The organism is Anoxybacillus ayderensis, assembly GCF_000833605.1.
Taxonomy (GTDB): domain Bacteria; phylum Bacillota; class Bacilli; order Bacillales; family Anoxybacillaceae; genus Anoxybacillus; species Anoxybacillus ayderensis.
In genome coordinates this window covers 264,371-289,356 of the sequence record NZ_JXTG01000002.1, presented here as the reverse complement: position 1 = coordinate 289,356, position 24,986 = coordinate 264,371, and the positions used below count along the sequence as shown (strand labels likewise).

Sequence of the window (24,986 nt, the reverse complement as noted above, 5' to 3'; positions counted from 1 at the left end):
AAGCCAAAACGCCTGGCACCTTTTTTTATTTCTGATAACGCAAAATCGGTTTGCGGGCCGCCGTCGTTTCATCCAATCGTTTGACGACCGTTGTATGCGGTGCTTCTTGGACGATTTCCGGCGTTTCTTCCGCTTCTTTCGCAATTTGGATCATCGCATCAATGAACGCATCGAGCGTTTCTTTTGACTCCGTTTCCGTCGGTTCGATCATCATGCACTCTTCGACAATCAATGGGAAGTAAATCGTCGGCGGATGGTAGCCGAAGTCAAGCAAGCGCTTTGCAATATCAAGCGTGCGCACACCCAATTTCTTTTGCCGCTTTCCTGATAGGACAAACTCGTGCTTGCAATGACGGTTGTATGGCAAGTCGTAATATTCCGCTAAGCGACGCATCATGTAGTTAGCGTTTAATACCGCATACTCTGTCACTGCTTTTAAGCCGTCTGGCCCCATCGAACGAATATACGTATAGGCGCGAACGTTAATGCCGAAGTTGCCATAAAACGGCTTCACGCGGCCGATCGCTTTTGGTCTGTCATAGTCGAAATAGTATCCATCTTCTCCCTTTTCCACCGTCGGTTTCGGTAAAAATGGAATAAGATCCGCCTTCACACCAACTGGACCAGACCCAGGGCCACCGCCGCCATGCGGACCAGTAAACGTTTTATGAAGGTTTAAGTGCACGACGTCAAAGCCCATATCGCCAGGGCGTGCTTTGCTTAACACCGCATTTAAGTTTGCCCCGTCGTAATACAGCTTTCCACCTGCGGCATGCACGATTTCTGCCATTTCTAAAATATTTTCTTCAAAAAGACCGAGCGTATTTGGGTTTGTGAGCATAAGCGCGGCTGTATCTGAACCGACGACGCGGCGTAAATCGTCTAAATCGACAAGCCCTTCTTCCGTCGATTTCACCGTCACCGTTTCAAACCCGGCAACTGTTGCCGACGCAGGATTTGTTCCGTGCGCCGTATCAGGGACAATGACTTTTGTGCGATTGTAGTCGCCGTTTGCTTCATGGTAGGCGCGAATCATCATCAGTCCTGTCCATTCTCCATGCGCACCAGCGGCTGGCTGCAACGTCACCGCATCCATGCCGGTAATTTCTTTTAAATGCTCTTGTAAGTCATACATTAATTCAAGCGCCCCTTGCACCGTTTCTCCCGGCTGAAGCGGATGAATGTGGGCAAATCCAGCGAAGCGAGCAACGTTTTCATTTATTTTCGGATTGTATTTCATCGTACAAGATCCAAGCGGATAAAAGCCGGAATCAACCCCGTGGTTACGCTTTGATAGCGCTGTATAATGACGCATAATGTCAAGCTCTGACACTTCAGGAAGCTCCGGTGCTTCTTGCCGAATGTAATCGGTTGGAACGACTTGTGCAACATCGACTGCTGGTACGTCTAGTGCTGGTAAGCTATATCCGATTCGTCCTGGCTTGCTTAATTCAAAAATAAGCGGTTGATCTTTATGCATGACAATCCCCCAATTCTTTCACAAGCGTGTCGATTTCTTCTTTCGTGCGCAATTCTGTGACCGCAATTAACATGCAGTTTTGCAGTTCTGGATAATCGCGCCCGAGATCGTAGCCGCCGATGATCCCTTTTTCCAACAGCTTTTTATTTACTTCCGCTACGGGCTTGTTCAGTCGAACAACAAACTCGTTGAAAAACGGTCCTGTAAATACGACATCAAATCCATGATTGACGAACGCTTCTTTTGCATAATGCGCTTTTTGAATATTCATCGTCGCCATTTCTTTTACACCTTTTTTGCCGAGCGCGGTCATCGCCACCGATGCGGCGAGCGCATTTAACGCTTGGTTCGAGCAAATATTTGACGTCGCTTTGTCGCGGCGAATATGTTGTTCACGCGCTTGCAACGTCAAAACAAAGCCGCGTCGCCCTTCTTCATCCGTCGTTTGTCCGACGAGACGCCCTGGAATTTTGCGCATGAGCGCCGATTTCACCGCAAAATAACCGCAATGTGGACCACCGAATTGGGCTGGAATGCCAAACGGTTGCGCATCGCCAACGACGATGTCTGCACCGAACTGACCTGGTGGTGTTAATACACCTAACGCAAGCGGATTGCTTGCGACAACAAACATCCCTTTATGCGCATGAGCGATTGGTTCAATTTCTTTTAGCGGTTCGATTTGTCCGAAAAAGTTTGGATATTGCACAATGACGCATGCGACATCTTCATTCATTTCTGCTTGAAGAGCGTCAAGATCCGTTACACCATTTTTATACGGTATGTCTACCACTTCAAGCCCCGGTCCTTTTGCGTACGTTTTCACGACATCACGATATTCCGGATGCACTGCGTTTGATAATAATATTTTTTTCTTTTTCGTATGCGCTGCGCTTAACAACGCTGCTTCCGCTAACGCTGTTCCACCATCATACATCGACGAGTTGGCAACATCCATGCCCGTCAGCTCACAAATCATCGTTTGAAACTCGAAAATTGCTTGCAATTCCCCTTGGGAAATCTCTGGCTGATATGGCGTATACGCTGTATAAAATTCGGAACGTGAAATGACATGGTCAACAATCGTCGGGATGTAATGATCATACACCCCAGCTCCTAAAAATGAGGTATATGTCTTCATATCGGCATTTTTTGCGGCTAATGCCATTAATTCTTTCATTAGTTCCGGTTCTGATTTTGCTGGCTTAATGTTGTATTCGCCTTGAAAACGAACGCTTTCTGGAATATCAGAAAACAGTTCATCAATCGATTGCACACCAATCGTTTCTAACATTTGTTGCTTATCTTCTTCCGTCATTGGCAAATAACGATGAAGCATAACTCTCTCTCCTCACATTATTTTGTGCGTTTATAAAACGGCGTTGCCACTACTTTCGCTTTTAGTCGTTTCCCGCGAACATCTACTTCTACTTCTGTATCAAGGGGAGAATACGCTGTAGAAATCAGTGCTAGGCCGATATTTTTTTTAAGCGTTGGCGACTGAGTTCCTGTCGTCACAACACCAACTTGCTCACCGTTTACATATACCGCATATCCGTGACGCGGAATGCCTTTGTCGATCATTTCAATGCCGACAAGTTTACGTGTTGTTCCTTCTTCTTTTTGTTTTTTCAATACTTCTTTTCCGAAAAAGTCAACGTCTTTATTCGTTTTAACTGCAAATCCAAGCCCTGCTTCGATTGGCGTAATGTCTTTCGCCAATTCTTGCCCATAAAGCGGCAAGCACGCTTCAAAACGAAGTGTATCGCGCGCACCGAGCCCGCACGGAAGCACTCCGTCTTCTTTTCCTGTCTCTAAAATCGCTCGCCAAAGCGTTTGGGCATCTTCTGCTCGGCAATACAGCTCAAACCCGTCTTCTCCTGTATATCCTGTCCGCGACACGAGCGCTTGAACGCCTGCGACATCGATGTGATCGGCAAAAGCGAAAAATTTCATGTTAGATAAATCAACAGTCGTCAATCGTTGCAACACTTTTTCCGCAAGCGGCCCTTGTAGTGCCAATTGCGCAATATCGTTTGAAATATTGACAAGTTCAACATCCCCCACTACATGCGCTTCAAGCCATGCAAAATCTTTTTCAATATTTGCGGCATTGACAACAAGAAGGTAATGATCGTCTCCTTTTTTATAAACAAGTAAATCATCAACTGTTCCACCGTCTTCATCGCACATAAGCGTATATTGGGCGCGACCATTTGTTAATTTTGCGACATCGTTTGTCATCATTTTTTGTAAAAAGGCAAGGCTATCTTTTCCTTTCACTTCAAACTCGCCCATATGCGACACATCAAACAATCCTGCCCGCGTCCGTACGGCTTCATGTTCTTCTTTAATGCTAGAAAATTGCACGGGTAACTCCCAACCGCCAAAATCAATCGTTTTTGCGCCATACTCTGCATACAGAGGAAATAGCGGTGTTCTTTTTAACATATGCTCCCTCCTTGTTCATAAAAAAAGACAGACGACCCCCATATTGTCATATGGTAGTCTCTGTCCTTTCACCTGAAAGTTTCCCTGTAATAGGTGTCCTCGTGGGTGGTTCACATTCGTGAACGCTCTCCAGAGCTGCGTCAAACAAGAGTTCTTTTGCCTGAGAGATTCGTGTTGCCACTTGCTCCTTCGGCGCTACATTCCGTAGTCTCTCCCCTTGTTCTCATCCGCCCGTATACAATTGTCGTTCTTGAGCCACACTACATGTAAGAACTTAATAAAACAATTTTATAAACTTTCTTACGTTTTTTATTATCTTATAACTTCTCTTTTGTCGCAACATCTTTTTATAAATAAAATACGTAAATTCTTTTTTATTTCAAACGAAAATGTTCGGAAAATGAGGGATACTTATGAACGTCACAGTACATTGGGAGAAAAGTTGGAAGGAAGAATTTATGACGCGCATCGAACGTGACGGTCCGTGGTCAAACTGGGAATTGTACGAGTTGGCGCTTGAATCAGCCAAAGCGTTAACTATTCCTCAGTTTGATGGACTACAAGCGCCAAAACATTTGCCACATATAACGATTTTACCTCATCAATACGATGTTGCACGTCAAGTTGTCGAGCAAATGAACGGAAAAGCCATTTTAGCGGACGAAGTCGGGCTGGGAAAAACGATTGAAGCAGGATTAATTTTAAAAGAATATATGATTCGTGGACTTGTGAAAAAGGCGCTTATTCTCGTTCCCGCTTCTCTCGTCTCGCAATGGGTGCAAGAATTAAATGAAAAATTTTTTATTCCTGCCGTTGCTCAAAGGAAAAGCTACGTATGGGAACAATGTGACGTTGTCGTTTCATCAATCGATACAGCGAAAAAACAACCGCATCGGGATATCATTTATGAACAAACATACGATATTGTCATTATTGACGAAGCACATAAATTGAAAAACAATAAAACAAAAAACTATGAATTTGTCCAAGGATTAAAAAAGAAGTTTTGCTTACTGTTGACGGCGACACCGATTCAAAACCGCGTGGAAGAAATTTTTCATCTCGTTTCTCTACTGAAACCTGGGCATTTAGGGAATGCCGAACAATTTCAAAAAAGGTACGGAAAGCTACGCACATTACATGATGATGCCCATTTAAAAGAACTTATTCGAAAAGTAATGATTCGACATCGTCGCCACGATACAGGAATTGAATGGACGAAGCGGCACGTCGAAACGATGTTTATTGATTTTTCGGAAGCAGAACGAAACGTATATGAGACGATTCGACAATCAAAGCCCCATTTTTCCGATACATCGTTGTCACACATTACGTTATTGCGTGAAATATGTAGTAGTAAAGAAGCGCTTTTTTGCACGTTAAAAAGCATGATGGAGCGACATCCGGACATCGAAACGACCATTGGTGCATTGTTACAAAAAATGAATGAAATCACCGAACATACAAAAGCAAAAAAAGCGCTGGAACTTATTCAAACAATAAACGATAAAGTGATTGTATTTACAGAATACCGAGCGACCCAATTGTATTTGCAATGGTTTTTTAAACAACACGGTATTTCTTCTGTACCGTTTCGTGGCGGATTTAAACGAAGTAAAAAAGATTGGATGAAAGAGCTGTTTCAACATCGCGCTCAAGTGCTTATCGCGACAGAGGCAGGAGGAGAAGGGATTAACTTACAATTTTGCAACCATGTGATTAACTACGATTTGCCTTGGAATCCGATGCGTCTAGAACAACGAATCGGGCGTGTTCATCGTCTCGGACAAACAAAAGATGTGCACATTTATAATTTTGTTGTGCGCAACACGGTCGAAGAACATGTATTTGCATTACTGTACGAAAAAATTCGTTTATTTGAACGGGTCGTCGGTGAATTAGATGACATTTTAATGAAGCTACAATCCCCAACGTTTTCGAACCATTTGGAGCGCATGATTGCTCAATCAAAAAGCGAAGGAGAACTGAAAATTAAAATGCAAAATTTTGTAGAAATTTTAGCAAATACGGAGGAACGGACACATGCAGCAAGATGACATCCAATCTTTTCTTGAACGTTTTTTTATCGCTACCCATTGCCCAATTCTCGAACGTAGCGATGGACATATACGTGTTCAGCTCACGACCGAAATGGATAAACAATTAATGAATCGCCCGTTTTATTGGCATTATGTTGAGCGCATCGGTGCTGTAGGTGAACCATTGCAACTATCGCTCATCACGAAACGATCCATTCACGAACAAGGAGAGTATATTCATTTTGGTTCTCCACGCCTTCATCAAATTTTTTCGATTGCTAAAATGAACGGGCGGTTCGTTCGGCTCTATGAACAAGTATTCGAACGATCTGTCGCTCTTCATCCGTGGCTTCATACAAACATATTGCTTTCATATGAATGCGATCGGAAACAAGATCGTTTATTATCATTAGGTATTCATCTCATTAGCGGAACAATCGTCGAGTCATTTTACGACGTATTAAAAGAAAAACAATGGGGCGTCACTGTGCCAGATTATTGTTTTACGATTTCTCCACTGATTAAGCCAATGAGTGGACTTGCACGTCTTGAAGCGTTTGTTGAACGTCTCATCGCCTCCGAAACGCATGAGTGGGCAGATGGAGCGCGCGCCCGTTGGGAAGAAGACTTAGCGTTACTGCAACATTTTTATGAAGGTGTCGAGGAGAAACAAGAAGAATATGAAAATGAAAAGGAAGCGTTGCGACAAAGATATGAACCGAGAATTCACATTTCAGTTATTAACGGTGGGTTATTTTATTTGCAAGCGAAATAAGGCTAGTATTAGCCTTATTTTCGCTTAAATAAAAGCATAATGGCATACGGAATGACACCGAACCAACGATATAAAAATGGCTGCTTTTGCTGTTTTTTTAACTGTTTCTTCTCTTGTCTTTGTCTTTTCCGTTCATCTTTTGGTTGATCTAAATATTTCACAACTTGTTCGGTCATAAATTTAACATAGTCGTTTCCTGCCATCGTTCATCACCTCGATGCTAGTATCGTCAAAAACGAGGTGATTTAAGCAAAGATACGATGTTTTCTACGATGTCATCAATCGTACGATTTGTTGTATCGATCGTCATATGAGCTTCACGATACCACGGAAGTCTTTGTTCAAATAGCTGTTTTATTTGTTTTTGTTTATTTTCCATCAGTAGCGGTCGGGTCGTATCATCAGCTAAACGACGAAACAATTCATGTAACTCACAATGTAAATAAATGACGATTCCATGCTCGCGCATAAATTGACGATTTTCTTCTTGAATGACAATCCCGCCACCTGTTGTAATAATGACATGTTCTGTTGGAAGCTTTTTTAATGTTTCACGCTCGTACGTTCGAAATGCCTCCTCCCCCTCTTCCTCAAAAATTTCCGTAATCGTTTTTCCAACTTGTTGCTCAATATATGCATCCGTGTCGATCACAGGTAGCTGTAATACTTCTCCTAATCGTTGGCCAATCGTCGTCTTGCCCGCCCCCATAAACCCTGTTAAGTAAATCGCCCTCATATTCTCTCCCTTTCTAGTATAGTTCTTTCCACCCCGAAATGTCGTTTGTTAATACATGAAATTGAAACTGAACGTCATAGCGAAATTGAGCATTCGTTATACATGATACATTGACAAACCAAACATCCGCTCCGTTTTTCGTTGCATGATACGTTGCCCGACCGCGAGGAAATGAAATCGTTTGGCTTAATGATGGCACGTTTTCCGGTGCATTGGCAAGCGTTTGTTTCACATGAATGAGCGTTTGTTTCATTAAATAATCTGCTTCATACCACTTTTTCTCTTCTTCAAAAAACTGTATGTCTGTATGATACAATGCCACAGCGTGGAGAAAAAGAGCGCTTATAAACAACGCACACATGACCGTAAACGGCAAAATAACACCTTGTTCATTTTTCATATGATCGAAAAGACGGGATAAACGCTTCATATACATCCCCCTTATCTGTGAATACTCGCATGCGAATGCCCGTTTGTTCTTTTTCATACGATATATGTTGAATAGATTGAAGCATAATTTCATGACCGGTAGCATTTACACGCCGACGAATGATCGTTCCATACTTTTCGTACGTCACGCGCTCACCCGTCCATTTATCGAATTGAATCGTTGTCCCGTATATCCGAACGTCTTTTGATTCCCTTAGTTCCATTTTTGCTTGTTGAATAAAAACAAGCCATTCAAAATAGTGAAAGTTCCCGCGTTTTGCTGTATAGTTTAACGATAAATGAAATGCCGTTGCCAATAAAGATAAAATGATTAAAAAGGCGGTAAGCGACATCAATACTTCAATTAACGTAAAGCCTCTTTCTGTTCGAATCATTGCAACAATGGCTCACATCTTTCCTTTGTTCTTTTTAGCCAATCTTCCCAACGAACGCATCGCTCATTCGATCGCAAAAATAATAAAAATGTACGTTTTCCCCGAACAACGACCGTTTCGTTTACACGAGGTTCATTCATCATTGCCTCATATAAAATTTCATTCGCAATCGTCTCTATTTTTTTGTTTTCCCGTTCTATAACAACAATTGTCCAATGAGCGAATAACATAGCGATTAAACCGCTCCATAAACTAAGCGAAACGAGCAGTTCAACAAACGTGAAACCGTTACAATTTTTGTGCATACACTCTCCCTTTCCCTAATTGAAAAACGATTTTATATTTTTTATGTCCGTATGCAACGAGAAGCGTCCCTGCTTTATTCACATTGCCGTTCGGATAATAATAAAGTGGCGGAGATAACGTAGCCATTTGAAATTGAAAAGGGGAAGGGAAGGAACGAGCGAGGAGCTCCCTCCCAAACGTCCCTCCTTCTTTCACTTGATAACGACATGTGTCGAAATAAAATATAATCGCTACCGTCTTTTTCCGACTCATTGCATATTGTTGTGCATATAACATATCATTCCTAAACTGTTCTAAAAAATATTGCAACTGCCGCTCAGCTAACACGTGCTGAAACGGTGGAACGGTAAACGACATGATGCTCGTTACAACAAAAAGAACGATTAACATTTCGATCAACGTAAACCCTCGTTCATTCACTTTCTAAAACGTCTCCTCTACTCGTGATGACAATCGCTTTTCCATTTGGACAGCGGTTACTTTCAATATATTTTCCATCTACTAACTGTTGCACCGTCGGGATCGTTCCATGCTCCATTTCATATGCTTTCACTTGGGATTGAACCATCTTTAAAAACGCTGAACATCCTTTGTTATTAATCATACTGTTATGTTTTGTCACATTTGGGATCGTAATTAAAATTAAAATGGTAATGACCATTAATACAATTAACATTTCAATTAATGTGAATCCTTTTTCATTTCTCATATACATCCCCCTCTATATATGATTTAACAGTTGGAAAATAGGCCATAGCATAGCAACATACATCAAAACAACAAAAACGCCAATACAACTAAGCAAAAGTGGTTGCGTAATATATACAATTTTTTTTAGACGATTTTCTAATTTTTGCAACGAAAACTGGCTATAATGAAATAATTCTTGCACTAATTCTCCGTTCGACTGCCCGTGACGAATGACAAATGACAGTTCCTTTTCGTAATACTTCCGCTGCTGAATCATTTCATCTAGCTTTTCACCTGCGCATAGTTGCTGTTTCATGATTTTCGCTTCTTCCTTCAGTAATGGGAGGTGGGATTGATGCTCAAAAATTTGTAGCGCCTCATAAATAGACAGCCCTCCTTTTAACAAGTGACTTAATTGTAAAGAAAATACTTGCGTATGAAATGACACAATCCATGAACGGACAAGCGGGAGCTTCATAAACAAATCTACTTGCTTATGAATGGGCCATGAGCGAATGAAAAACAAATAAAACAAGCCTAAGAAAACGAACATCATGAGCACAGCAGAAAGTATACGCGGAAACCATACTGTAGCAGTAAACATGAAAGTAGAAAAAGATGAACGAGCATGAAACGAAGAAAGAAGATGAGAAAACTGGGGAGCCAATACTTGCTGAAACATGAAAAACATCATGATACAAAAACTAAAAAGAAATAACGGATAACGCAACATACGTTTCACTTGCTCAACGTAACGTGCCCTCATTTGTCCGATTTCCCCTGCTTCTATCAATCCGTGAGCAAGTTGTCCATGTTGCTCGGCAAAAAAGACATATGCTAAAAGATGAGAATGAAATTGGATGCGAGAAAAAACTTCATGAATCGGCACACCTGATCGCAATGCGTGTACACAGTCGTCCAGATCGCGTTGCTTTGCAGGAGGTTGTTGAATTTGCAAAAACTCAATCGCTTGAGCAAGCGAATACCCTTTACTAAGCAATTTACCGAGTTGAAGGAAAAACATACTTTGCTCCTGTAACGACCAATTACAACGTCGCTTCATCTAACAACCAACTTTCAATGACGCTTTCATGTAAAAAACCGAACGCAATTCCTTTTTTAATGACATCTTTTAACCGAGTGTACATATATGTCGCTTGCTCTCCTTTCACTGCTCGCATCGCTTGTGCCAGTTCATTTCCATATAGCAGTTCATAAACAGCTGCTCGTCGAACAGGTCGATACTGTCGACAAAAAGGTGAGCATTCTCCTTCACAAAACGGACATTTCAATTGTACGAGACGTTGCGCTGTTACAGCGACTAATGTTTGTGCCATTTCTTGAAATGGCACACCAAACTCAAGAAGACGATAAATCGCTCCAACGGCATCTTTCGTATGCATAGTCGTTAGCACGAGATGTCCTGTTAACGAGGCGCGAACGGCAATTCGCGCAGTCTCCGCATCACGAATTTCCCCAACCATAATGACATCTGGGTCATGGCGGAGAATCGCTTTCAACCCTGCTGCATACGTAATACCAGCTTTTTCGTTTACTTGCACTTGCAATACATCTTCCGCCCGCTTTTCAACCGGATCTTCTAGCGTGATAACATTTCGTTGAAAATGGTGACGACATACGTTTAACAAACTGTATAGCGTTGTCGTTTTTCCGGATCCAGTCGGTCCTGTAAAAATAATAAGCCCATGAGAATAGTTTAATAAGGCGAGCAACTTTTTTGCCATTGAAGGGAAGAGCGCGAGTTGTTTCAGCGGAAGAAATGAATGTAACGGAAGCAAGCGGATAACTAGGCTTTCGTCATAGATGGTAGGCAACGTTGATAACCGAAGATGTACAGTCGTGTGGGCAAGGTTCATTTCCATCGCTCCGCTTTGCGGACGACGACGTTCTCCAATATCCATATCAGCGAGAAATTTAAAGTGTGCAAGCAAACGTTCACACGTCTGTTTCGATAACACATTTTTCGTAACGAGCATCCCCCCTAAGCGAAATTGCACGAGCGCATCTTGTTTACGCGGAACGATATGAATGTCGGAAGCTTGAAGAATATAAGCTTCTTCAATCAGGCGATCAGCTAACTGTTCAATTGCCTGCAACGTCATCCCCCTTTCCCTATTTTTTTCGCCTTCATTATTCAACATGTTTCGTCAAATTCCTTCTTCATTCGTAAAAAATTCAAAAAAAATATTCACCCATGTGCGGGTGAACGTCATGAAACACATACGCGACGATATTTTTTTGCGATGTTTTTTAACGCTGAAGGGTTATAGCCAACAACAAGCCGTTTGCCATCTGTGATGATTGGACGGCGAAGGAGACGAGGTTCTTTCACAAGTAGCTCAACGACTTTCGATAACGGCCACTCTTCAACATTTTCAACAAGTTGCTTAAATGATTGGCTACGCGTTGCTAAAATTTCATCGATTCCTTCCGTCGTTAATGACAATAAGTGCAACAATTCTTCATAGGTCGGTGTTTCACGAAACAAATGACGCTCACGAAATTCAATATTGTTGGCGCATAACCACTTTTTTGTCTTTCGACACGATGTACAACTCGGGTGCATATATACAGTCAGCATGACAACACACTCCTCTCTCCACTCATGTTATACATATTGTATAATTTTTGTTTAATATTTGTACAGTAATTTGTTTTAAAACTTTGTGAACGTTACAAAAAGATAGGGAAAAAGGCCTATATATGCATTTCCATTGTGGAAATACATGTATTATAATGTAAATGAATGAACATATAGGAGTGAGACATAATGGACCAAGTATTAAAAATCACAAGCGTCCTTGCCGATCCGACTCGTTACGAAATTTATCAGTATATTGCTAGAAAACATCAAGAAGTAACCGTTCAAGAAATTGCTGATGCTTTTCATATTCATCCGAACGTCGCTCGTCTTCATTTAACAAAACTTGAAGATGTCAATATGCTTGTATCCGAAACGAAAAAAACAGGAAAAGGCGGCAGACCGAGCAGACTATACCGCCTATCTGATGATGTCATTCAGCTTCATTTTCCGTTTCGCGACTACCAGCTGTTATCAAAAATTGCGATCCATGCGATGATGAAACTCGGAGAAGCAGGGAAACAAGCGTTGTATGAAACAGGAAAGTTATTTGGTCAAGAACTTGTACAACAACACGTTCAATCGATGCAAGCGCTTGACCAGTTAAGTGTGGAAGAAAAAATGAACATTTTACAAAAAGCGGCCGAAGCAGCAGGATTTTATCCGACGTTCCATTATAGCGAAAATCAAGGGAAAATTTATTTTGAAATTTTCAACTGTCCGTTTAAAGAACTTGCATTTGCACATCCAGATTCCGTCTGTTATATGCATAATGCCTTTTTAAAAGGGATGTTAGAAGTATTGTTTACAAACGCTGAACTAGTCACAGAAGAAATTATGCCATCAGGCTGTAATTCATGTACGTATCAAGCCATCCTAAAAAAATAGAACGTTTACACAACCATTTCAAGTACATTATAATAAGTAAGGGAAACGGTCAGAAAAGGAGGGATACATATGGATCGTATGTTCCGCGTCTTGTCATTTTGGACAGGAATTTTTGCTGTCATGTTTTATCTTGGCCATATGCATACAACGTCATTATTGTTCCTCGGCCAAACAGGATTCTTTCTTTTGTTAAGCTACTTAAAATTAACAGAAAGAATGTACATTTACATTTTCGGTGCGTATTTAACGGTCTTTTTTGCCGGATTTACGTACTGGACAACGTTTATGATGGTCCCTGGCGTGGGCGAATAAAAAGCGATGAGTGCACCTCATCGCTTTTTTATGTAAAAATTGGAACATTCATCTTCTTTTGTTGAACCATCACTTGAAATGCTCTTCCAATATCGCCCATAACGAGTGAGCGAATGGCGCGGTTGTGTCGACTTTGCTCAGAAAACGGATTCGGATCATGATGTTCAATGAGTTCATTCAAAATACCTGCCTGCAATAAAAACTCATCTTGACGCCATAAATGAGTAAATGACCAGCCCGCTTGTTCCCCATAAAAACGTAACGCATCCCACTGAATATGCGTCGTGAGATCCATTTCTCCCGGATAACGAAGCGGATCATCAATAAGCTGATGGCGATAATAACCACGTAAACTGCCCTGTTTTCGTGCTGGATGTTTCCACTCTTCATCAGTGTACCCATAATCAACTGTAAAAATGATCGCCTCATCAATCGCTTGATTAAGCTGAAAAATAAACTTTTTCATCGCTAACGGGATTTCAAATCGTTGCCCGTCAACGAGCTGAATGTTCCGCTCTACGATATATTCAACAATTTCTTCGTTTTCAAGCGGAGCGCACTGTTCAACAAGCTGATCGCCTTCTACTGCAACAAAACATTCATATATTTGACCGTTCCGTTTTTCAATGACATGAACAGGAAAAGCATCAAATAATTCATTGCTAAATACGATGCCGGAAAAAGCGGAAGAAAGCTCAGCAAAACTCGAAACAATATGTACGTGATCGATCAATGAAGCGAGTGTTTCCGCTTGTTTTTCTCGATGATACGGACTTGTTTCAACGATCGTATATTTGCCTTTTTCAAACGTGTTTGGCGATTGGCGCTTCCACTGTTCTAAAACGGCATAAGCAAATCGACCTGTTCCTCCACCGATTTCGCATATAAATGGCGGAACATCATATGTTTCTATTAAACGAATAAATACGCTCGCGAATACATGCCCAATAATATGTCCGACGTTGCTCGTTGTAATAAAATCTCCTGCACGTCCGATTTTTTCTTTTCGTTGCATATAATATCCGTATTGTTCATCATACAACGCTAACTTCATGTAATCTGCGTATGACAAACGTTGATTTCTCATTTTTTCTAACATTTTTTTATCTGCACCCTTTTTTCACTATTGACATAGTGTTTAATTTGTTATATTGTTAAGTTAGTAGCTTAACTATATCCCCTCCCATTATAGGAATAAAAACATCCCCCAAACCCCCTTCTCTGTATGGAGAAGGGAATTTTTTTTGCCTAAAAACCGTTTAAAAACGGATTCGTATCCATCTCTGCTCCGATCGTTGTTTCTGGACCATGACCGCATAACACAACCGTTTCTTCAGGAAGAACAAGGAGCTGACGATGTATGCTTTGCAACAGCTGTTCGTAATTTCCTCCTGGTAAATCGGTGCGACCGATGCTTCCTGCAAATAATACGTCTCCTGACACGATCGCTTGAGCATCTTCTACGTAGTACGATACACTACCTGGTGAATGTCCCGGTGTTTCAAGCACTTGAAGCGAGAAATCACCAATCGTCAACGTTTTCTCTTCTTCAAGCAACACGTCAGCTTCGTTTACAATGATCGTTTCTCCCATAAATAATAAAGAGCCATTTTTCATTGGATCTGTGAGCCAATGTTGTTCTTTTTTATGTACATATACAGGAATCGACCATTGGTTTCTTACATCGTCCACAGCTCCAATATGATCAAAATGAGCATGTGTAAGCAACACAGCTAACGGTGTCCAATGTTTTTCCAAAATATGTTTAATTAATTTTTCTCCTTCGCTACCTGGATCAAAAATTAAACACGTCCCATTTTCATGAACGAGCACATACGCATTTGTTTGCAATGGACCTAAAGGAATTCGCTCCCACTTCATCTCATTTCCCCGCTTTCTGTATATTCTATCCTCATTGTACACGAACAACATACGTTTTGCACCTCGACAAACGTAACAAAAACGTTTACAATGAAAAAGGAATAATCGGTATACATAAGGAGGGGAAGTTATGCCAACAGGAATTATTTTAGTCGTGATTTTTACGTTAGTCACATTGCTCGCTGCTTACGGTGTGATCCGTTCGTTGCGCGAGAAAAATTTCCTCGGCGTATTGCTCGGGATCGGAACAGTTGCCGTATTCGGTTGGTTTACAATTATGACTGTTATTTATCACGGATATCCAGTTGCCCATTAAAAAGACGCCAACGTATCGGCGTCTTTTTACGTACGAGCAAGGGCGGTCATAAAAATACCGATGCTTTCATTGTAAATAGAATGAAACTGAGAAAACGGAAGCGGATTCACCCCTTCGCCAAGCTCAATTGTATACCCACATCGCTTCCAATTGAAAATAAACCAATCGCGATATCCTGCATGGCTGTCAATGTAACGAACAGGTACATACCCACTCCACTTCGCAAATTCATTCACTTCTTCTTCCGCTTCGGGTGGCTCGCATTGTTCATATCCCCAATAAATTTCTTTTCCTTGCGTATGAAAAGCCAATACTTTTAAAAAATCACGCTCCATTGTCAACGTTGCCATCGCTTGCACTTCCGGTTCTGTTAATGGAGAAAAACCAGGAAAATCGCGGGGAGCAGGGGCTTTTGGAACTTTTCTTTCTTTCTCTACTTCCCATTTCGCAGGAAATTGATTGTTTAAATCTATCCCCCGAATGTTTGCTTTCCATTGTGAAAAATCTTCGCTTCCTTCGTTTATGCTTAATACCTCCTCTTCATAATGTTGAGCCGCTTTCCTTCCATGTAACACAAGATCGACTCCATCTGGATTGACCATCGGCACAACTGATAACGTCGTTTTTTTATACAATGGTTGTACATCGTATCCAAACAGATGTTGCTTATCCTTCAATGCTTGCACATAGTCGCGCACAAACGCCATCACAACTGCTGATGTAATCCATTCATTCGCATGAAACGACGCGTTCATGTGCACATATGTTTCTCCTTCGCCAATTTGCAATTCAATGATCGGTTTATTTAGCACACTTCGTCCAATTTCATGTATACGAACAATCGAATGATGTTGCAGTTGTTCGATATCACACATCAATGTCGAAAAGTCGTACATCGCTCTCTCCCCCTTGTTACATTGTATGAACGGTACTTTTGTCCGTATGTATAGCTAGCTAAAAGAAAAAAGCTAGCCCTGTCTTAAGAGCTAGCTTATTGTTTATTTTCTTGTTGTTTATTGTAGAAGCGCAACAAGTCACCATATACAATTTTGTCAGAGTAATCGAGCTCTTGTCGCGCCTTCTCCATATACGGCTCGCAATAAGATACATCGACTTCTGTTCCTGTTTTTTTATCGTAACATGCGTTTTTCGTATATACATAATCTTTTGTCACAAAACTACCGTCACGAAGAACGACGAAATCAAGTTTATCTTTTGAGAATAAGTCTTCGCCAAAATGAATTTGATTGCGTGTATCAATGCCTAGCAAATGAAGCAATGTCGGCTTCACATCAATTTGTCCAGACACTTTTGAAATCACTTTCGGCTTTTTATCTGTCACACCTGGAATATGGATGATCAACGGAACACGTTGTAATTGAACGTGATCAAATGGCGTAATCTCATCCTTGCCTAAATATTGAGCCATCGCTTTATTATGGTTTTCCGAAATGCCGTAGTGGTCGCCGTAAAGGATGATGATAGAATTTTCATACAATCCTTCTTTTTTCAACTGCTCAATAAATACTTTTAACGCCTCATCCATATACCGAACCGTTGGGAAATAACGGTTTAACGTTCGGCTATTTGATGTGTACTCCGGAACCATTTTATCTTCTTCCCCTAATTCAAATGGGAAGTGGTTCGTTAATGTAATAAACTTTGTATAAAATGGTTGTGGCAACGTTTTTAAATGCTCGACAGATTGTTCAAAAAACGGAATATCTTTCAAACCCCAACCAACTGAATTTTCTTCCGTAATGTGATAGTCCGTCATCGAGAAGAAACGATCATACTTCATTGATTGATACATCACATCACGATTCCAGAAACTTTTATTATTCGCATGAAATACGGCTGAATAGTAACCGTAGTTTTTCAATATTTCTGGCGTCGCGTTATACTCATTTGTCGCATGTGTGAAAAAGACAGCACCACGACCAAGTGGGTATAACGAGTTTTCAATGAGAAACTCCGCATCAGATGTTTTTCCTTGTCCTGTTTGATGATAGAAATTATCAAAGTAATAACTTTGTTTAATAAAGTCATTTAAAAACGGCGTAATTTCTTGTCCATTTACAGTGTTGTTAATGACAAAACTTTGTAACGACTCCATCGAAACGATGATGACGTTGCGACCTTTTGCAATACCGAACAATTGTTTGTTCGGTGCTTTTTCGTTCGCATTAATGTAGTTTTGAATATCTGCTAATTCGCTACTATCCGCTAATGCACGCTGCGCTTTTGAACGCGACTGCAAAATAATATCATACACATGGTAGTTGTATATACCTAAGTTTTTAATTAACATTTCGCGGTCAAACGTACGCGTTAATAATTCTGGGCGCTCCGTTTCCGCTAATCCTAGGTTAAACAACGCAAGTGCCACGGTCGCAATAAAATATGTGCGACGGAATCGTTTTGTCGCAGGCACATACTGTGCAATCGATACTTTTTTATACGCCATCCAAGCAAGCAACACAACGTCGAGGAAAAAGAACATGTCAGAAACGTTCATTAATTCAAATACACTATTTCCTAAGTCGCCCATGTTGTTCGTTTGGAACAGCACAGGAATGGTAATAAAGTCGCTAAAGAAGCGGTAAAACATGACGTTCGCATACAAAACGAATGAAACAATGAAACTTGTAATTACAATATAGCGATTCCGTCGTTTTTCGCTCATAAATAAAGCAAGCCCAAAAATAAATAACAGGAAGCTTAATGGACTAATAAATAAAATGAACTCCTGCTTCCATGACTCAATTTTTATATCAAAACTATTTTTATAAACTAAATACGTCTTTAACCATAAAAGCAATACCGTTAAAAGAACGAAACGGTAATTTTTCATATGCTCTCCCTCCTTTAATCCACTCACATCCGATGCTTATTCTATGCTGTATGAGGAACATCCGTTTTTTTACATTTTTTTATCTTAACCAAAGACAATATTAATACTTTCTTAACAAAAAAGCAACTGTTTCTTAAACGATAAACGATATAATAGACAGGCCGCGCATCCACATATGACTGTTTTACACCTTTTCTTATGAAAATGCAAGACGTTTTTTACCGACAAATTTTCGACAAAAAAACAGACGATTTTCTCGTCTGCTTTTACAATATATTTGTTTTTACTAGCCATGCCCCGCCAATCACGCCCGCATCGTTTCCAAGCGTAGCAATGACGATGTCAGCAGCCTCAGCCACGCGCGGAAACGCAAAACGTTTAAAATGACGAGCAACCGCTTGCGCCAATAAATCTCCCGCTTTGGAAACACCGCCACCAATTACAATTTTCTCTGGATTTAAACCGTTCGCTAAGTTAGCGAGCGCTAAGCCGAGATGAAATGTCACTTCATCGACGATTTGCAGCGCGAATGCATCGTTTTCTTTCGCTGCATCAAACACATCTTTTGCTGTCACGCCCCCCATTTCGTTCCATACATCACGCAAACGGCTTCGTTCGTCCGTTTGTTGTAACCGCTCTGTCGCAATGCGAACGATACCTGTGGCTGAAGCGATCGTCTCTAAACATCCTGTTTTGCCGCAATTACAAGGCGCTCCTCCTTCTGGAATGGAAGTGATATGTCCAATTTCTCCACCAGCACCGTTTGTGCCGTGAACAATTTGACCGTTTACAATCACACCGCCACCAACGCCTGTGCCAAGCGTAACGAGAATTAAATTTTTCGCGCCATCGCCCGCTCCTTTCCACATTTCTCCGATTGCTGCAATGTTGGCATCGTTATCAACGACGACAGGAAGTCCTGTTTCCATTTCTAATCGATCTTTGAGAGGGAAGTTTTTCCAACCTAAATTTACTGCTTCATAAATGTCTCCTGTCGCCATGTTGACTGGCCCCGGTGCACCGATGCCAATACCGACAAGACGTTCTTTTGATTCATCTAATTCGCGCAACTTTTCATCAATCGCTTTTGCAATATGTGTTGTAATATGTTTTCCTTGTTCCGATTTATCTGTAGGAATTTCCCACTTACAAATGATTTCCCCATACATATTGACGAACGCTAATTTTACCGTCGTTCCACCTAAATCTACACCGACTAACCATTGTTCCATTGTTCCTTCATCCCTTTTTCTCTTTTTTCTCGTTCAATTTGCGCTTCATGGCGCAAAATAAGGAGCGCCATTTGATAATCTTTCACGTCGATGAGCTGCGCTTGAAATAATTCTTTCACTTCTTCTTCCATCAACTCTAAATCAGCAAGGCGATCACCGACGTAAATGATCGTTCCATATTTTTTTAACAACTGTTGCACATCATATACAGATTTCATTTTCTTCACCTATACGTATAAGCGTTTTCAATCCACATATTCTAAATGTATAAGGAAAACAAAAGGTCGTCAAGAACTGAACAATGACTTTGCGATATTTTTCACATTTTTACCGGTCTGGATCTTTCGGATGTAAGACAGTTGGACGACGATTTTTTAACGGAATTGGTGAGCGAATAAGTACATCGCGCATTCCGCGATACGAAAATGGAATAAACGGCCATAAATACGGAACACCGAACGATTGCATGCGCACAAGCATCATTAACCATACAGTAATTCCAACAACATAACCAACGACACCAAATAGTGCTGTTACAATGAGCAACGCAAGGCGAACGAGCCGGTTCGCTAGTCCAAGCTCATAACTCGGTGTTGCAAACGTCCCGATCGTGGCCATCGCAAAATATAAAATGACTTCGTTAGAAAACAGGCCAACTTCCACTGCAATTCCACCAATCATTAACGCAGCAACGAGTCCAAGCGCCGTGGCTAAGGCAGATGGAGTGTGAATAGCTGCCATCCGCAACATATCTAGTCCAAATTCGATGAGCAATATTTGTCCAAACAACGGAATGTTTCCTTCACTTGATTTTGCAACGAACGATAAAGCGTTTGGAACGAGTTGTGGCGTTTTCATCCACATATACCAAAGCGGCAATAAAAAAATGGAGAGCCATACCGCAAGAAAACGAACGAAGCGCAAATACGCGCCAACAATCGGCTTATTTCTGTATTCTTCCGCATGTTGTAAATGATGCCAAAACGTTGCTGGTGTAATTAATACGCTCGGAGATCCATCCACAAAAATAAGCACGTGCCCTTCATATAAATGAGCAGCAGCCGTGTCTGGCCTTTCCGTATATCGAACGACAGGATACGGATTGAAGTGCCTTCCCGAAATAAATTCCTCCACCGTTTTTTCTCCCATCGGCAAACCGTCTGTATCAATTTTCGCTAATGATTGTTTTACTTCTTCAACAATCGTCGAATTTGCAATATCTTCAATATAACAAACACATACATCTGTTTTTGAACGGCGGCCAATTTGCATATATTCCATCCGTAATGAACGGTCGCGTACTCGTCGTCTCGTTAATGCTGTGTTAAATACAATAGTTTCCACGTATCCATCACGTGCCCCCCGAACGACACGTTCCATATCTGGTTCTTGCGGTCCGCGTACTGGATATGTACGTGCATCAATTAAAATTGCCTTTGCCATCCCATCTACGAACAAAGCTGTCGGTCCTGCAAGCACGCCATCAATGACCTTTTCGAAATCATCTGTTTCATCCAATTCAACATATGGGAGATGCGTTCTTAATAACTTATTTAACGGTTGCTCATCTAACGCCCCATCCGGTAATTCAGATAACAATTTCATTAAGTAATGGAGAATATCATCTTTGACAAATCCGTCAATCATAAATAATGCCATATCTTTTCCAGCATAATGCACATCTAAATAAATGACGTCAAAACTTTTCCCTACCCCAAGCTTTTCTTTCATATATGAAACGTTTTCTAAAAGACGTGAAGATACTTGATTCACTTCAATCACCTACCTTACATTTACTACCATCCATCTTTGACATATCGCCATTCATTCATACATATTTCCTTTTATGCACACATACATTTTTTATAAATGTAAGCTTGACCGGAGGAATGAGATGAAACGTCTATTATCACTTTTTATATTGCTGTTCGTGTTTGTCGTTATTATCCAAACGTTTGAGCGACCAGCTCGTGAGACGATTATGTTTTTTCCGATCGATCCAACTGTTCGCTTTACACAGGCTCAAACGAAATTATCGTTGCACCCAAAAAAGAAAGAAACACGCTACATCATCGATTGGATCGTCACTTCATCGCTCGATCGAACCGCTTACTTACGACAAGATATTTCTTTGTTATTTGCTAATGGGCGGCTTATTGCTATCCAATCGAAATGGAAAGAAAACGGAAAAAAACTTATTCAACAAAAACAGCTCGAACAAAAAGGAAGTCGATTATTTCAAGCGATTTCATACCATCAAGGAGAGTTGCATAACGGCAATGATATTCGAAGTAGTCAAAAAATGAGCGGAGATGCATTATATGTGATAGACTCATCCTTTGCACCGCTTCAATCGTTTCGCAAGCCAGCGACAAACGAACAAAAAAAATGGGCTAGCACATTAAATAAACAAACACAAGCCATTGTCAACAAAGCTGCTAACCAAATGGCAACCATCTTATCAAAGGACGATTATTACCATTTGTACTTAACCGAGCTTGTTCAATATAATGAACAGCCGTTTATGGATTTAACGACAAATGAAACAGAGACGATGATCGGAAACTTATGGGAAGGATTATACAAAAATTATTTTTTAGGCATAAAAAAACAGAACGGTTCGATGGAATCCCCAATCGGCAGCACCGTTCCGCTTATTTTAATTAAAAAAGATTACAGCCAGCTGTTTGTCGTGACAGAAACAGCAGATGGAGAACTGATCATATTAAAGCAATTGCTCGATTTCAAACAATAATTGTTTATATTGTTCATCGTCTGGATGAATGTGCAATGCACGTTCTACTGCTTGTTTTGCTTTTTCGTAATTTTTTTCTTCTGCATACAATAACGCTAAATAATAAAACGCTTCATGAAAACGGTCGTTTTTTTCAATGGCAGCATATAAATACCGTTTCGCTGCATCGTAATCTTTTTGTTGAATACGAATATACGCACGTAAAAAATCTGCTTTATATGCTTGCTCATCTCGTTCATTGATGATTGTCAACATTTGTTCGGCTTGACCGTATTCCCGTTCATCAATATACTGTTTGGACAATGCAAGAATGAGTTGCGCTTGATCTGCTGGCGGTCGTTGAAAGCCAATATATAAACAAATTGCCGTAACGACCGCTGTGAACAAAGCAGCCAACCATTGTCCAAGACGGGCGCGCTCTTTCGGGAGATGGACAATGCTTGCAGCTAAAAATCCACCGATTAAGCCACCAATATGGCCGGCATTATCGATATTTGGAACAACGAGACCAAACGCTAAATTAATTCCAATGACCGTCAATACGTTCATGCCGATTGTTCGAAAAAACAAATGTGGATGTGATTTTCCAAAATATAATAAAGCCCCAAAGCATCCGAAAATCGCCCCAGACGCTCCTGCAGATACAGACGGCGAAAATAAAAAGCTAGCGAGCGAGCCTGAAAAACCAGCAAAAAGATAAATGGCTAAAAAGCGAAACGAACCGTACAATTTTTCAACAAGCGGGCCTAAATAATATAGTGCAAACGTATTCATAAGCAGATGTACAAAACCAATATGCAAAACGATCGGAGTGAAAAAGCGCCACCACTCTCCTTGTAAAATGAGCGGGTTAAATTTCGCACCGTATTCAATAAGTGTCAACGTATTTGTACTTCCACCGTTCCATTCTAAAACAAAAAACATCACAATTTGCAAGGCGATAAATACGTATGTAAATCTCGCTTTTCCACGTTCAAATATGCGCCGTTCATTTTCATACAATCGCTCAGCAAACGACAACACGTGTTGTTTAAATGCTTGTAATTCGTGTTGTAACATCGGAGAATCATCAGGTACATATACTTTCAATGATTGATGAAACAACATGTTTAGTTCACGTAGTACGGCATACATATTGTTTATATGCATCACAAATGTTTTCATATGTACTCGTTCAGTCGTTAACGGGCGATGAACGTACAGTTCCCAATCGTCAACAGGAGGGTACATCATGACATATATGTTAACGACTTGAAGATGACGGCGAAATTGCCGCCTCCGCCATTCATCAACGGCAGTCATGGCGCGCTGCATATCATTTTTTAACGATACGCTCCAATCGATGTCCGTACGAACGAGACGAACGATTGGTGCTTTTCGTTCACGCGTAGACTGCAACCAAAATTCTCGTTCATCGGGCGATAAATACACGATTTCATAGTTCGCCTGCAAAAATTGAAACGTCATTTGCCAATATACAAAATCAAAGCGAATGCTCAACCTTCCCTCTCCCTTCGCTATCATACCCTTCTTTTACCACACTCTTTTACAAAGCGCAACTATTTGTACTTTTGTAAAAACAATGTTGGTACAAGACGTTGGCGAATAAACGGAATAGACATTCCCCATTGAACTACTCGCTTTTGAACTGCTTCCCGCTTCAATATTTCATTCAACAATCGATAGCGAAACCGATAAAGAACAAGCCCAGCGACTAAAGTGACAATCAATGTTTTTCCATTCAATATGATCACCCTCCTCATGCTTACTGTTCCCTTTTCTCATTAAAATTATAAAAAGGTTGCCTCATCATGAGACAACCTATTGCAACCCAACGCGTTTCATTACATCTTTTAACACATTGGCAGAGTGAGTAAATTTTTCTTTTTCTTCTTCATTCAATTGCAATTCGACGACTTCACGAATACCGTTACGGTTTACGATCGCTGGTACGCCGATGTACATATCGTTTTGACCATATTGTCCTTCTAAGTAAGCTGAAACAGTAAGCACGCTATTTTCGTTTTGTAAAATTGCTTTTGTTAAACGAACAAGTCCCATCGCAATACCGTAATATGTTGCACCTTTTCGTTCAATAATTTGATACGCAGCATCGCGCACGTTCACAAAAATGTTGTCTAAATCTTCCTGTTTATATTGTGGTTTTTCTTTCATCATATCAGCAATTGGACGGCAGCCGATAAACGCATGGCTCCAAACCGGCAATTCTGTATCACCATGTTCTCCAATGATATAAGCATGTACGTTACGTGTATCGACATCGAAATATTCCCCTAGCAAATAACGGAAACGAGCTGTATCTAAAATCGTTCCTGAACCGATGACGCGCTCTTTCGGTAAGCCAGAGAACTTCCATGTTGCATATGTTAAAATGTCAACTGGATTTGTTGCAACGAGAAAAATCCCATTAAATCCACTCGCCATGACTTGATCAATAATGTTTTTGAAAATTTTCGTGTTTTTCTCCACTAAATCTAATCGTGTTTCTCCCGGTTTTTGATTTGCCCCTGCTGTTAACACAACAATGTCTGCATCTTTGCAGTCTTCATAATTACCGAACCAAATTTTTGTTGGCGATGGAGCGAACGGCATACCGTGGTTTAAGTCCATCGCATCCCCTTCAGATTTTTCTTTATTAATGTCAATAAGAACGAGTTCTTCTGTCACCCCTTGGTTTAAAAGGGCAAACGCATAACTTGAACCGACAAAACCTGTCCCAACTAAAACAACACGATTTACTTTATTTGACATGTTCCTTCCACCTTTCGTATATGTCATTTTACAATATGTGCATTGTTTATCTGTTTCACACTTACATTGTACA

28 protein-coding genes, 1 pseudogene and 1 riboswitch are annotated in these 24,986 nt (G+C 40.7%); of the genes and pseudogenes, 6 read left to right on the top strand and 23 right to left on the bottom strand.

The window, feature by feature from the left end:
• Nucleotides 1-25: 25 nt before the first annotated feature.
• The 3 genes from gcvPB to gcvT are packed head-to-tail and all read right to left on the bottom strand — an operon-like array spanning nt 26 to nt 3,931.
• Entirely contained in the window at nt 26-1,480 is a 1,455-nt protein-coding gene (gene gcvPB, locus JV16_RS03765; RefSeq protein ID WP_042534311.1) for an aminomethyl-transferring glycine dehydrogenase subunit GcvPB, read from the bottom strand.
• Nucleotides 1,473-2,819, bottom strand: a complete 1,347-nt coding sequence (gene gcvPA / locus JV16_RS03760) for an aminomethyl-transferring glycine dehydrogenase subunit GcvPA (RefSeq protein WP_021095228.1) — start codon at nt 2,817-2,819, stop codon at nt 1,473-1,475. The genes gcvPB and gcvPA overlap by 8 nt, the downstream gene beginning before the upstream one ends.
• Nucleotides 2,820-2,836: 17 nt before the next feature.
• Nucleotides 2,837-3,931, bottom strand: a complete 1,095-nt coding sequence (gcvT, locus tag JV16_RS03755; protein WP_021095227.1) for a glycine cleavage system aminomethyltransferase GcvT — start codon at nt 3,929-3,931, stop codon at nt 2,837-2,839.
• Between the two features lie 138 nt (nt 3,932-4,069).
• A riboswitch (glycine riboswitch) is annotated at nt 4,070-4,158 on the bottom strand.
• A 186-nt stretch (nt 4,159-4,344) separates the two neighbouring features.
• On the opposite strand from gcvT, the gene JV16_RS03750 reads away from it, so the two are divergent.
• Both JV16_RS03750 and JV16_RS03745 read left to right on the top strand, forming a co-directional pair.
• On the top strand, nt 4,345-5,988 hold the full coding sequence (locus JV16_RS03750) for a DEAD/DEAH box helicase (RefSeq protein WP_021095226.1): 1,644 nt from the start codon (nt 4,345-4,347) through the stop codon (nt 5,986-5,988).
• Nucleotides 5,975-6,745 (top strand): YqhG family protein, encoded by a 771-nt coding sequence (locus tag JV16_RS03745; protein ID WP_021095225.1) that lies wholly within the window; start codon nt 5,975-5,977, stop codon nt 6,743-6,745. The genes JV16_RS03750 and JV16_RS03745 overlap by 14 nt, the downstream gene beginning before the upstream one ends.
• Before the next feature lie 14 nt (nt 6,746-6,759).
• On the opposite strand, the gene JV16_RS03740 is transcribed toward JV16_RS03745, so the two are convergent.
• The 10 genes from JV16_RS03740 to JV16_RS03695 form a co-directional block, all read right to left on the bottom strand.
• Entirely contained in the window at nt 6,760-6,948 is a 189-nt protein-coding gene (locus JV16_RS03740; protein WP_019416934.1) for a YqzE family protein, read from the bottom strand.
• Nucleotides 6,949-6,974: 26 nt separating this feature from the next.
• Nucleotides 6,975-7,481 carry a shikimate kinase gene (locus JV16_RS03735; RefSeq protein WP_021095224.1) on the bottom strand — a complete coding sequence of 169 codons (507 nt, stop codon included), beginning with the start codon at nt 7,479-7,481 and terminating at the stop codon, nt 6,975-6,977.
• Nucleotides 7,482-7,494: 13 nt separating this feature from the next.
• Entirely contained in the window at nt 7,495-7,911 is a 417-nt protein-coding gene (gene comGG, locus JV16_RS03730) for a competence type IV pilus minor pilin ComGG (RefSeq protein WP_021095223.1), read from the bottom strand.
• Entirely contained in the window at nt 7,871-8,305 is a 435-nt protein-coding gene (gene comGF / locus JV16_RS03725; protein WP_042534309.1) for a competence type IV pilus minor pilin ComGF, read from the bottom strand. Before comGF ends, comGG begins: the two co-directional genes overlap by 41 nt.
• Complete coding sequence (locus JV16_RS03720; protein WP_042534307.1) at nt 8,302-8,610, bottom strand: type II secretion system protein; 309 nt, start codon at nt 8,608-8,610, stop codon at nt 8,302-8,304. Before JV16_RS03720 ends, comGF begins: the two co-directional genes overlap by 4 nt.
• On the bottom strand, nt 8,594-9,031 hold the full coding sequence (gene comGD / locus JV16_RS03715) for a competence type IV pilus minor pilin ComGD (protein ID WP_042534305.1): 438 nt from the start codon (nt 9,029-9,031) through the stop codon (nt 8,594-8,596). The genes JV16_RS03720 and comGD overlap by 17 nt, the downstream gene beginning before the upstream one ends.
• A complete protein-coding gene (gene comGC / locus JV16_RS03710; protein ID WP_042893999.1) occupies nt 9,024-9,326 on the bottom strand; it encodes a competence type IV pilus major pilin ComGC in 303 nt (100 codons plus the stop codon). The genes comGD and comGC overlap by 8 nt, the downstream gene beginning before the upstream one ends.
• Before the next feature lie 6 nt (nt 9,327-9,332).
• A complete protein-coding gene (gene comGB, locus JV16_RS03705; RefSeq protein WP_035063299.1) occupies nt 9,333-10,364 on the bottom strand; it encodes a competence type IV pilus assembly protein ComGB in 1,032 nt (343 codons plus the stop codon).
• Nucleotides 10,348-11,418 carry a competence type IV pilus ATPase ComGA gene (comGA, locus tag JV16_RS03700; protein WP_084220260.1) on the bottom strand — a complete coding sequence of 357 codons (1,071 nt, stop codon included), beginning with the start codon at nt 11,416-11,418 and terminating at the stop codon, nt 10,348-10,350. The genes comGB and comGA overlap by 17 nt, the downstream gene beginning before the upstream one ends.
• A 113-nt stretch (nt 11,419-11,531) precedes the next feature.
• The gene (locus tag JV16_RS03695) at nt 11,532-11,903 is read right to left on the bottom strand and encodes a Spx/MgsR family RNA polymerase-binding regulatory protein (RefSeq protein ID WP_021095216.1); all 372 of its coding nucleotides are present in this window, start codon (nt 11,901-11,903) and stop codon (nt 11,532-11,534) included.
• A gap of 189 nt (nt 11,904-12,092) precedes the next feature.
• Between JV16_RS03695 and JV16_RS03690 the strand changes: the two genes are divergently transcribed.
• Both JV16_RS03690 and JV16_RS03685 read left to right on the top strand, forming a co-directional pair.
• On the top strand, nt 12,093-12,791 hold the full coding sequence (locus JV16_RS03690) for a helix-turn-helix transcriptional regulator (RefSeq protein ID WP_021095215.1): 699 nt from the start codon (nt 12,093-12,095) through the stop codon (nt 12,789-12,791).
• 69 nt (nt 12,792-12,860) lie between these two features.
• A complete protein-coding gene (locus JV16_RS03685) occupies nt 12,861-13,103 on the top strand; it encodes a DUF2626 domain-containing protein (protein ID WP_003394032.1) in 243 nt (80 codons plus the stop codon).
• A gap of 28 nt (nt 13,104-13,131) precedes the next feature.
• Here JV16_RS03685 and JV16_RS03680 read toward each other — a convergent pair whose 3' ends face one another.
• Both JV16_RS03680 and JV16_RS03675 read right to left on the bottom strand, forming a co-directional pair.
• Nucleotides 13,132-14,202 (bottom strand): class I SAM-dependent methyltransferase, encoded by a 1,071-nt coding sequence (locus JV16_RS03680; RefSeq protein ID WP_042534300.1) that lies wholly within the window; start codon nt 14,200-14,202, stop codon nt 13,132-13,134.
• Nucleotides 14,203-14,351: 149 nt separating this feature from the next.
• Nucleotides 14,352-14,984 (bottom strand): MBL fold metallo-hydrolase, encoded by a 633-nt coding sequence (locus tag JV16_RS03675; protein ID WP_042534298.1) that lies wholly within the window; start codon nt 14,982-14,984, stop codon nt 14,352-14,354.
• 130 nt (nt 14,985-15,114) lie between these two features.
• Here JV16_RS03675 and JV16_RS03670 point away from each other — a divergent pair, with 130 nt between their 5' ends.
• Nucleotides 15,115-15,300, top strand: coding sequence for a DUF2759 domain-containing protein (locus tag JV16_RS03670; RefSeq protein ID WP_021095212.1), 186 nt, complete (start codon nt 15,115-15,117; stop codon nt 15,298-15,300).
• 26 nt (nt 15,301-15,326) lie between these two features.
• Here the strand turns inward: JV16_RS03670 and JV16_RS03665 are convergent.
• The 5 genes and pseudogenes from JV16_RS03665 to JV16_RS03645 all read right to left on the bottom strand — a co-directional run bounded on the left by JV16_RS03665 (nt 15,327) and on the right by JV16_RS03645 (nt 21,117).
• A pseudogene (locus tag JV16_RS03665) lies at nt 15,327-16,218 on the bottom strand (M14 family metallopeptidase).
• Nucleotides 16,219-16,291: 73 nt separating this feature from the next.
• A complete protein-coding gene (locus JV16_RS03660; protein WP_021095210.1) occupies nt 16,292-18,154 on the bottom strand; it encodes an LTA synthase family protein in 1,863 nt (620 codons plus the stop codon).
• A gap of 266 nt (nt 18,155-18,420) precedes the next feature.
• Complete coding sequence (locus JV16_RS03655; RefSeq protein WP_042534294.1) at nt 18,421-19,386, bottom strand: ROK family glucokinase; 966 nt, start codon at nt 19,384-19,386, stop codon at nt 18,421-18,423.
• Nucleotides 19,371-19,604 carry a YqgQ family protein gene (locus tag JV16_RS03650; RefSeq protein ID WP_009373964.1) on the bottom strand — a complete coding sequence of 78 codons (234 nt, stop codon included), beginning with the start codon at nt 19,602-19,604 and terminating at the stop codon, nt 19,371-19,373. Before JV16_RS03650 ends, JV16_RS03655 begins: the two co-directional genes overlap by 16 nt.
• A 109-nt stretch (nt 19,605-19,713) precedes the next feature.
• Nucleotides 19,714-21,117 carry a spore germination protein gene (locus tag JV16_RS03645; RefSeq protein ID WP_167333725.1) on the bottom strand — a complete coding sequence of 468 codons (1,404 nt, stop codon included), beginning with the start codon at nt 21,115-21,117 and terminating at the stop codon, nt 19,714-19,716.
• 163 nt (nt 21,118-21,280) lie between these two features.
• On the opposite strand from JV16_RS03645, the gene JV16_RS03640 reads away from it, so the two are divergent.
• Nucleotides 21,281-22,141 carry a hypothetical protein gene (locus JV16_RS03640; RefSeq protein ID WP_042534292.1) on the top strand — a complete coding sequence of 287 codons (861 nt, stop codon included), beginning with the start codon at nt 21,281-21,283 and terminating at the stop codon, nt 22,139-22,141.
• Here the strand turns inward: JV16_RS03640 and JV16_RS03635 are convergent.
• The 3 genes from JV16_RS03635 to JV16_RS03625 form a co-directional block, all read right to left on the bottom strand.
• Nucleotides 22,112-23,641, bottom strand: a complete 1,530-nt coding sequence (locus tag JV16_RS03635; protein WP_042534290.1) for a rhomboid family protein — start codon at nt 23,639-23,641, stop codon at nt 22,112-22,114. The two genes, JV16_RS03640 and JV16_RS03635, sit on opposite strands and share 30 nt — an antisense overlap.
• Before the next feature lie 59 nt (nt 23,642-23,700).
• A complete protein-coding gene (locus JV16_RS03630) occupies nt 23,701-23,886 on the bottom strand; it encodes a hypothetical protein (protein WP_035063295.1) in 186 nt (61 codons plus the stop codon).
• Between the two features lie 76 nt (nt 23,887-23,962).
• Nucleotides 23,963-24,913 (bottom strand): L-lactate dehydrogenase, encoded by a 951-nt coding sequence (locus JV16_RS03625; RefSeq protein ID WP_021095204.1) that lies wholly within the window; start codon nt 24,911-24,913, stop codon nt 23,963-23,965.
• Between the last annotated feature and the right edge of the window lie 73 nt (nt 24,914-24,986).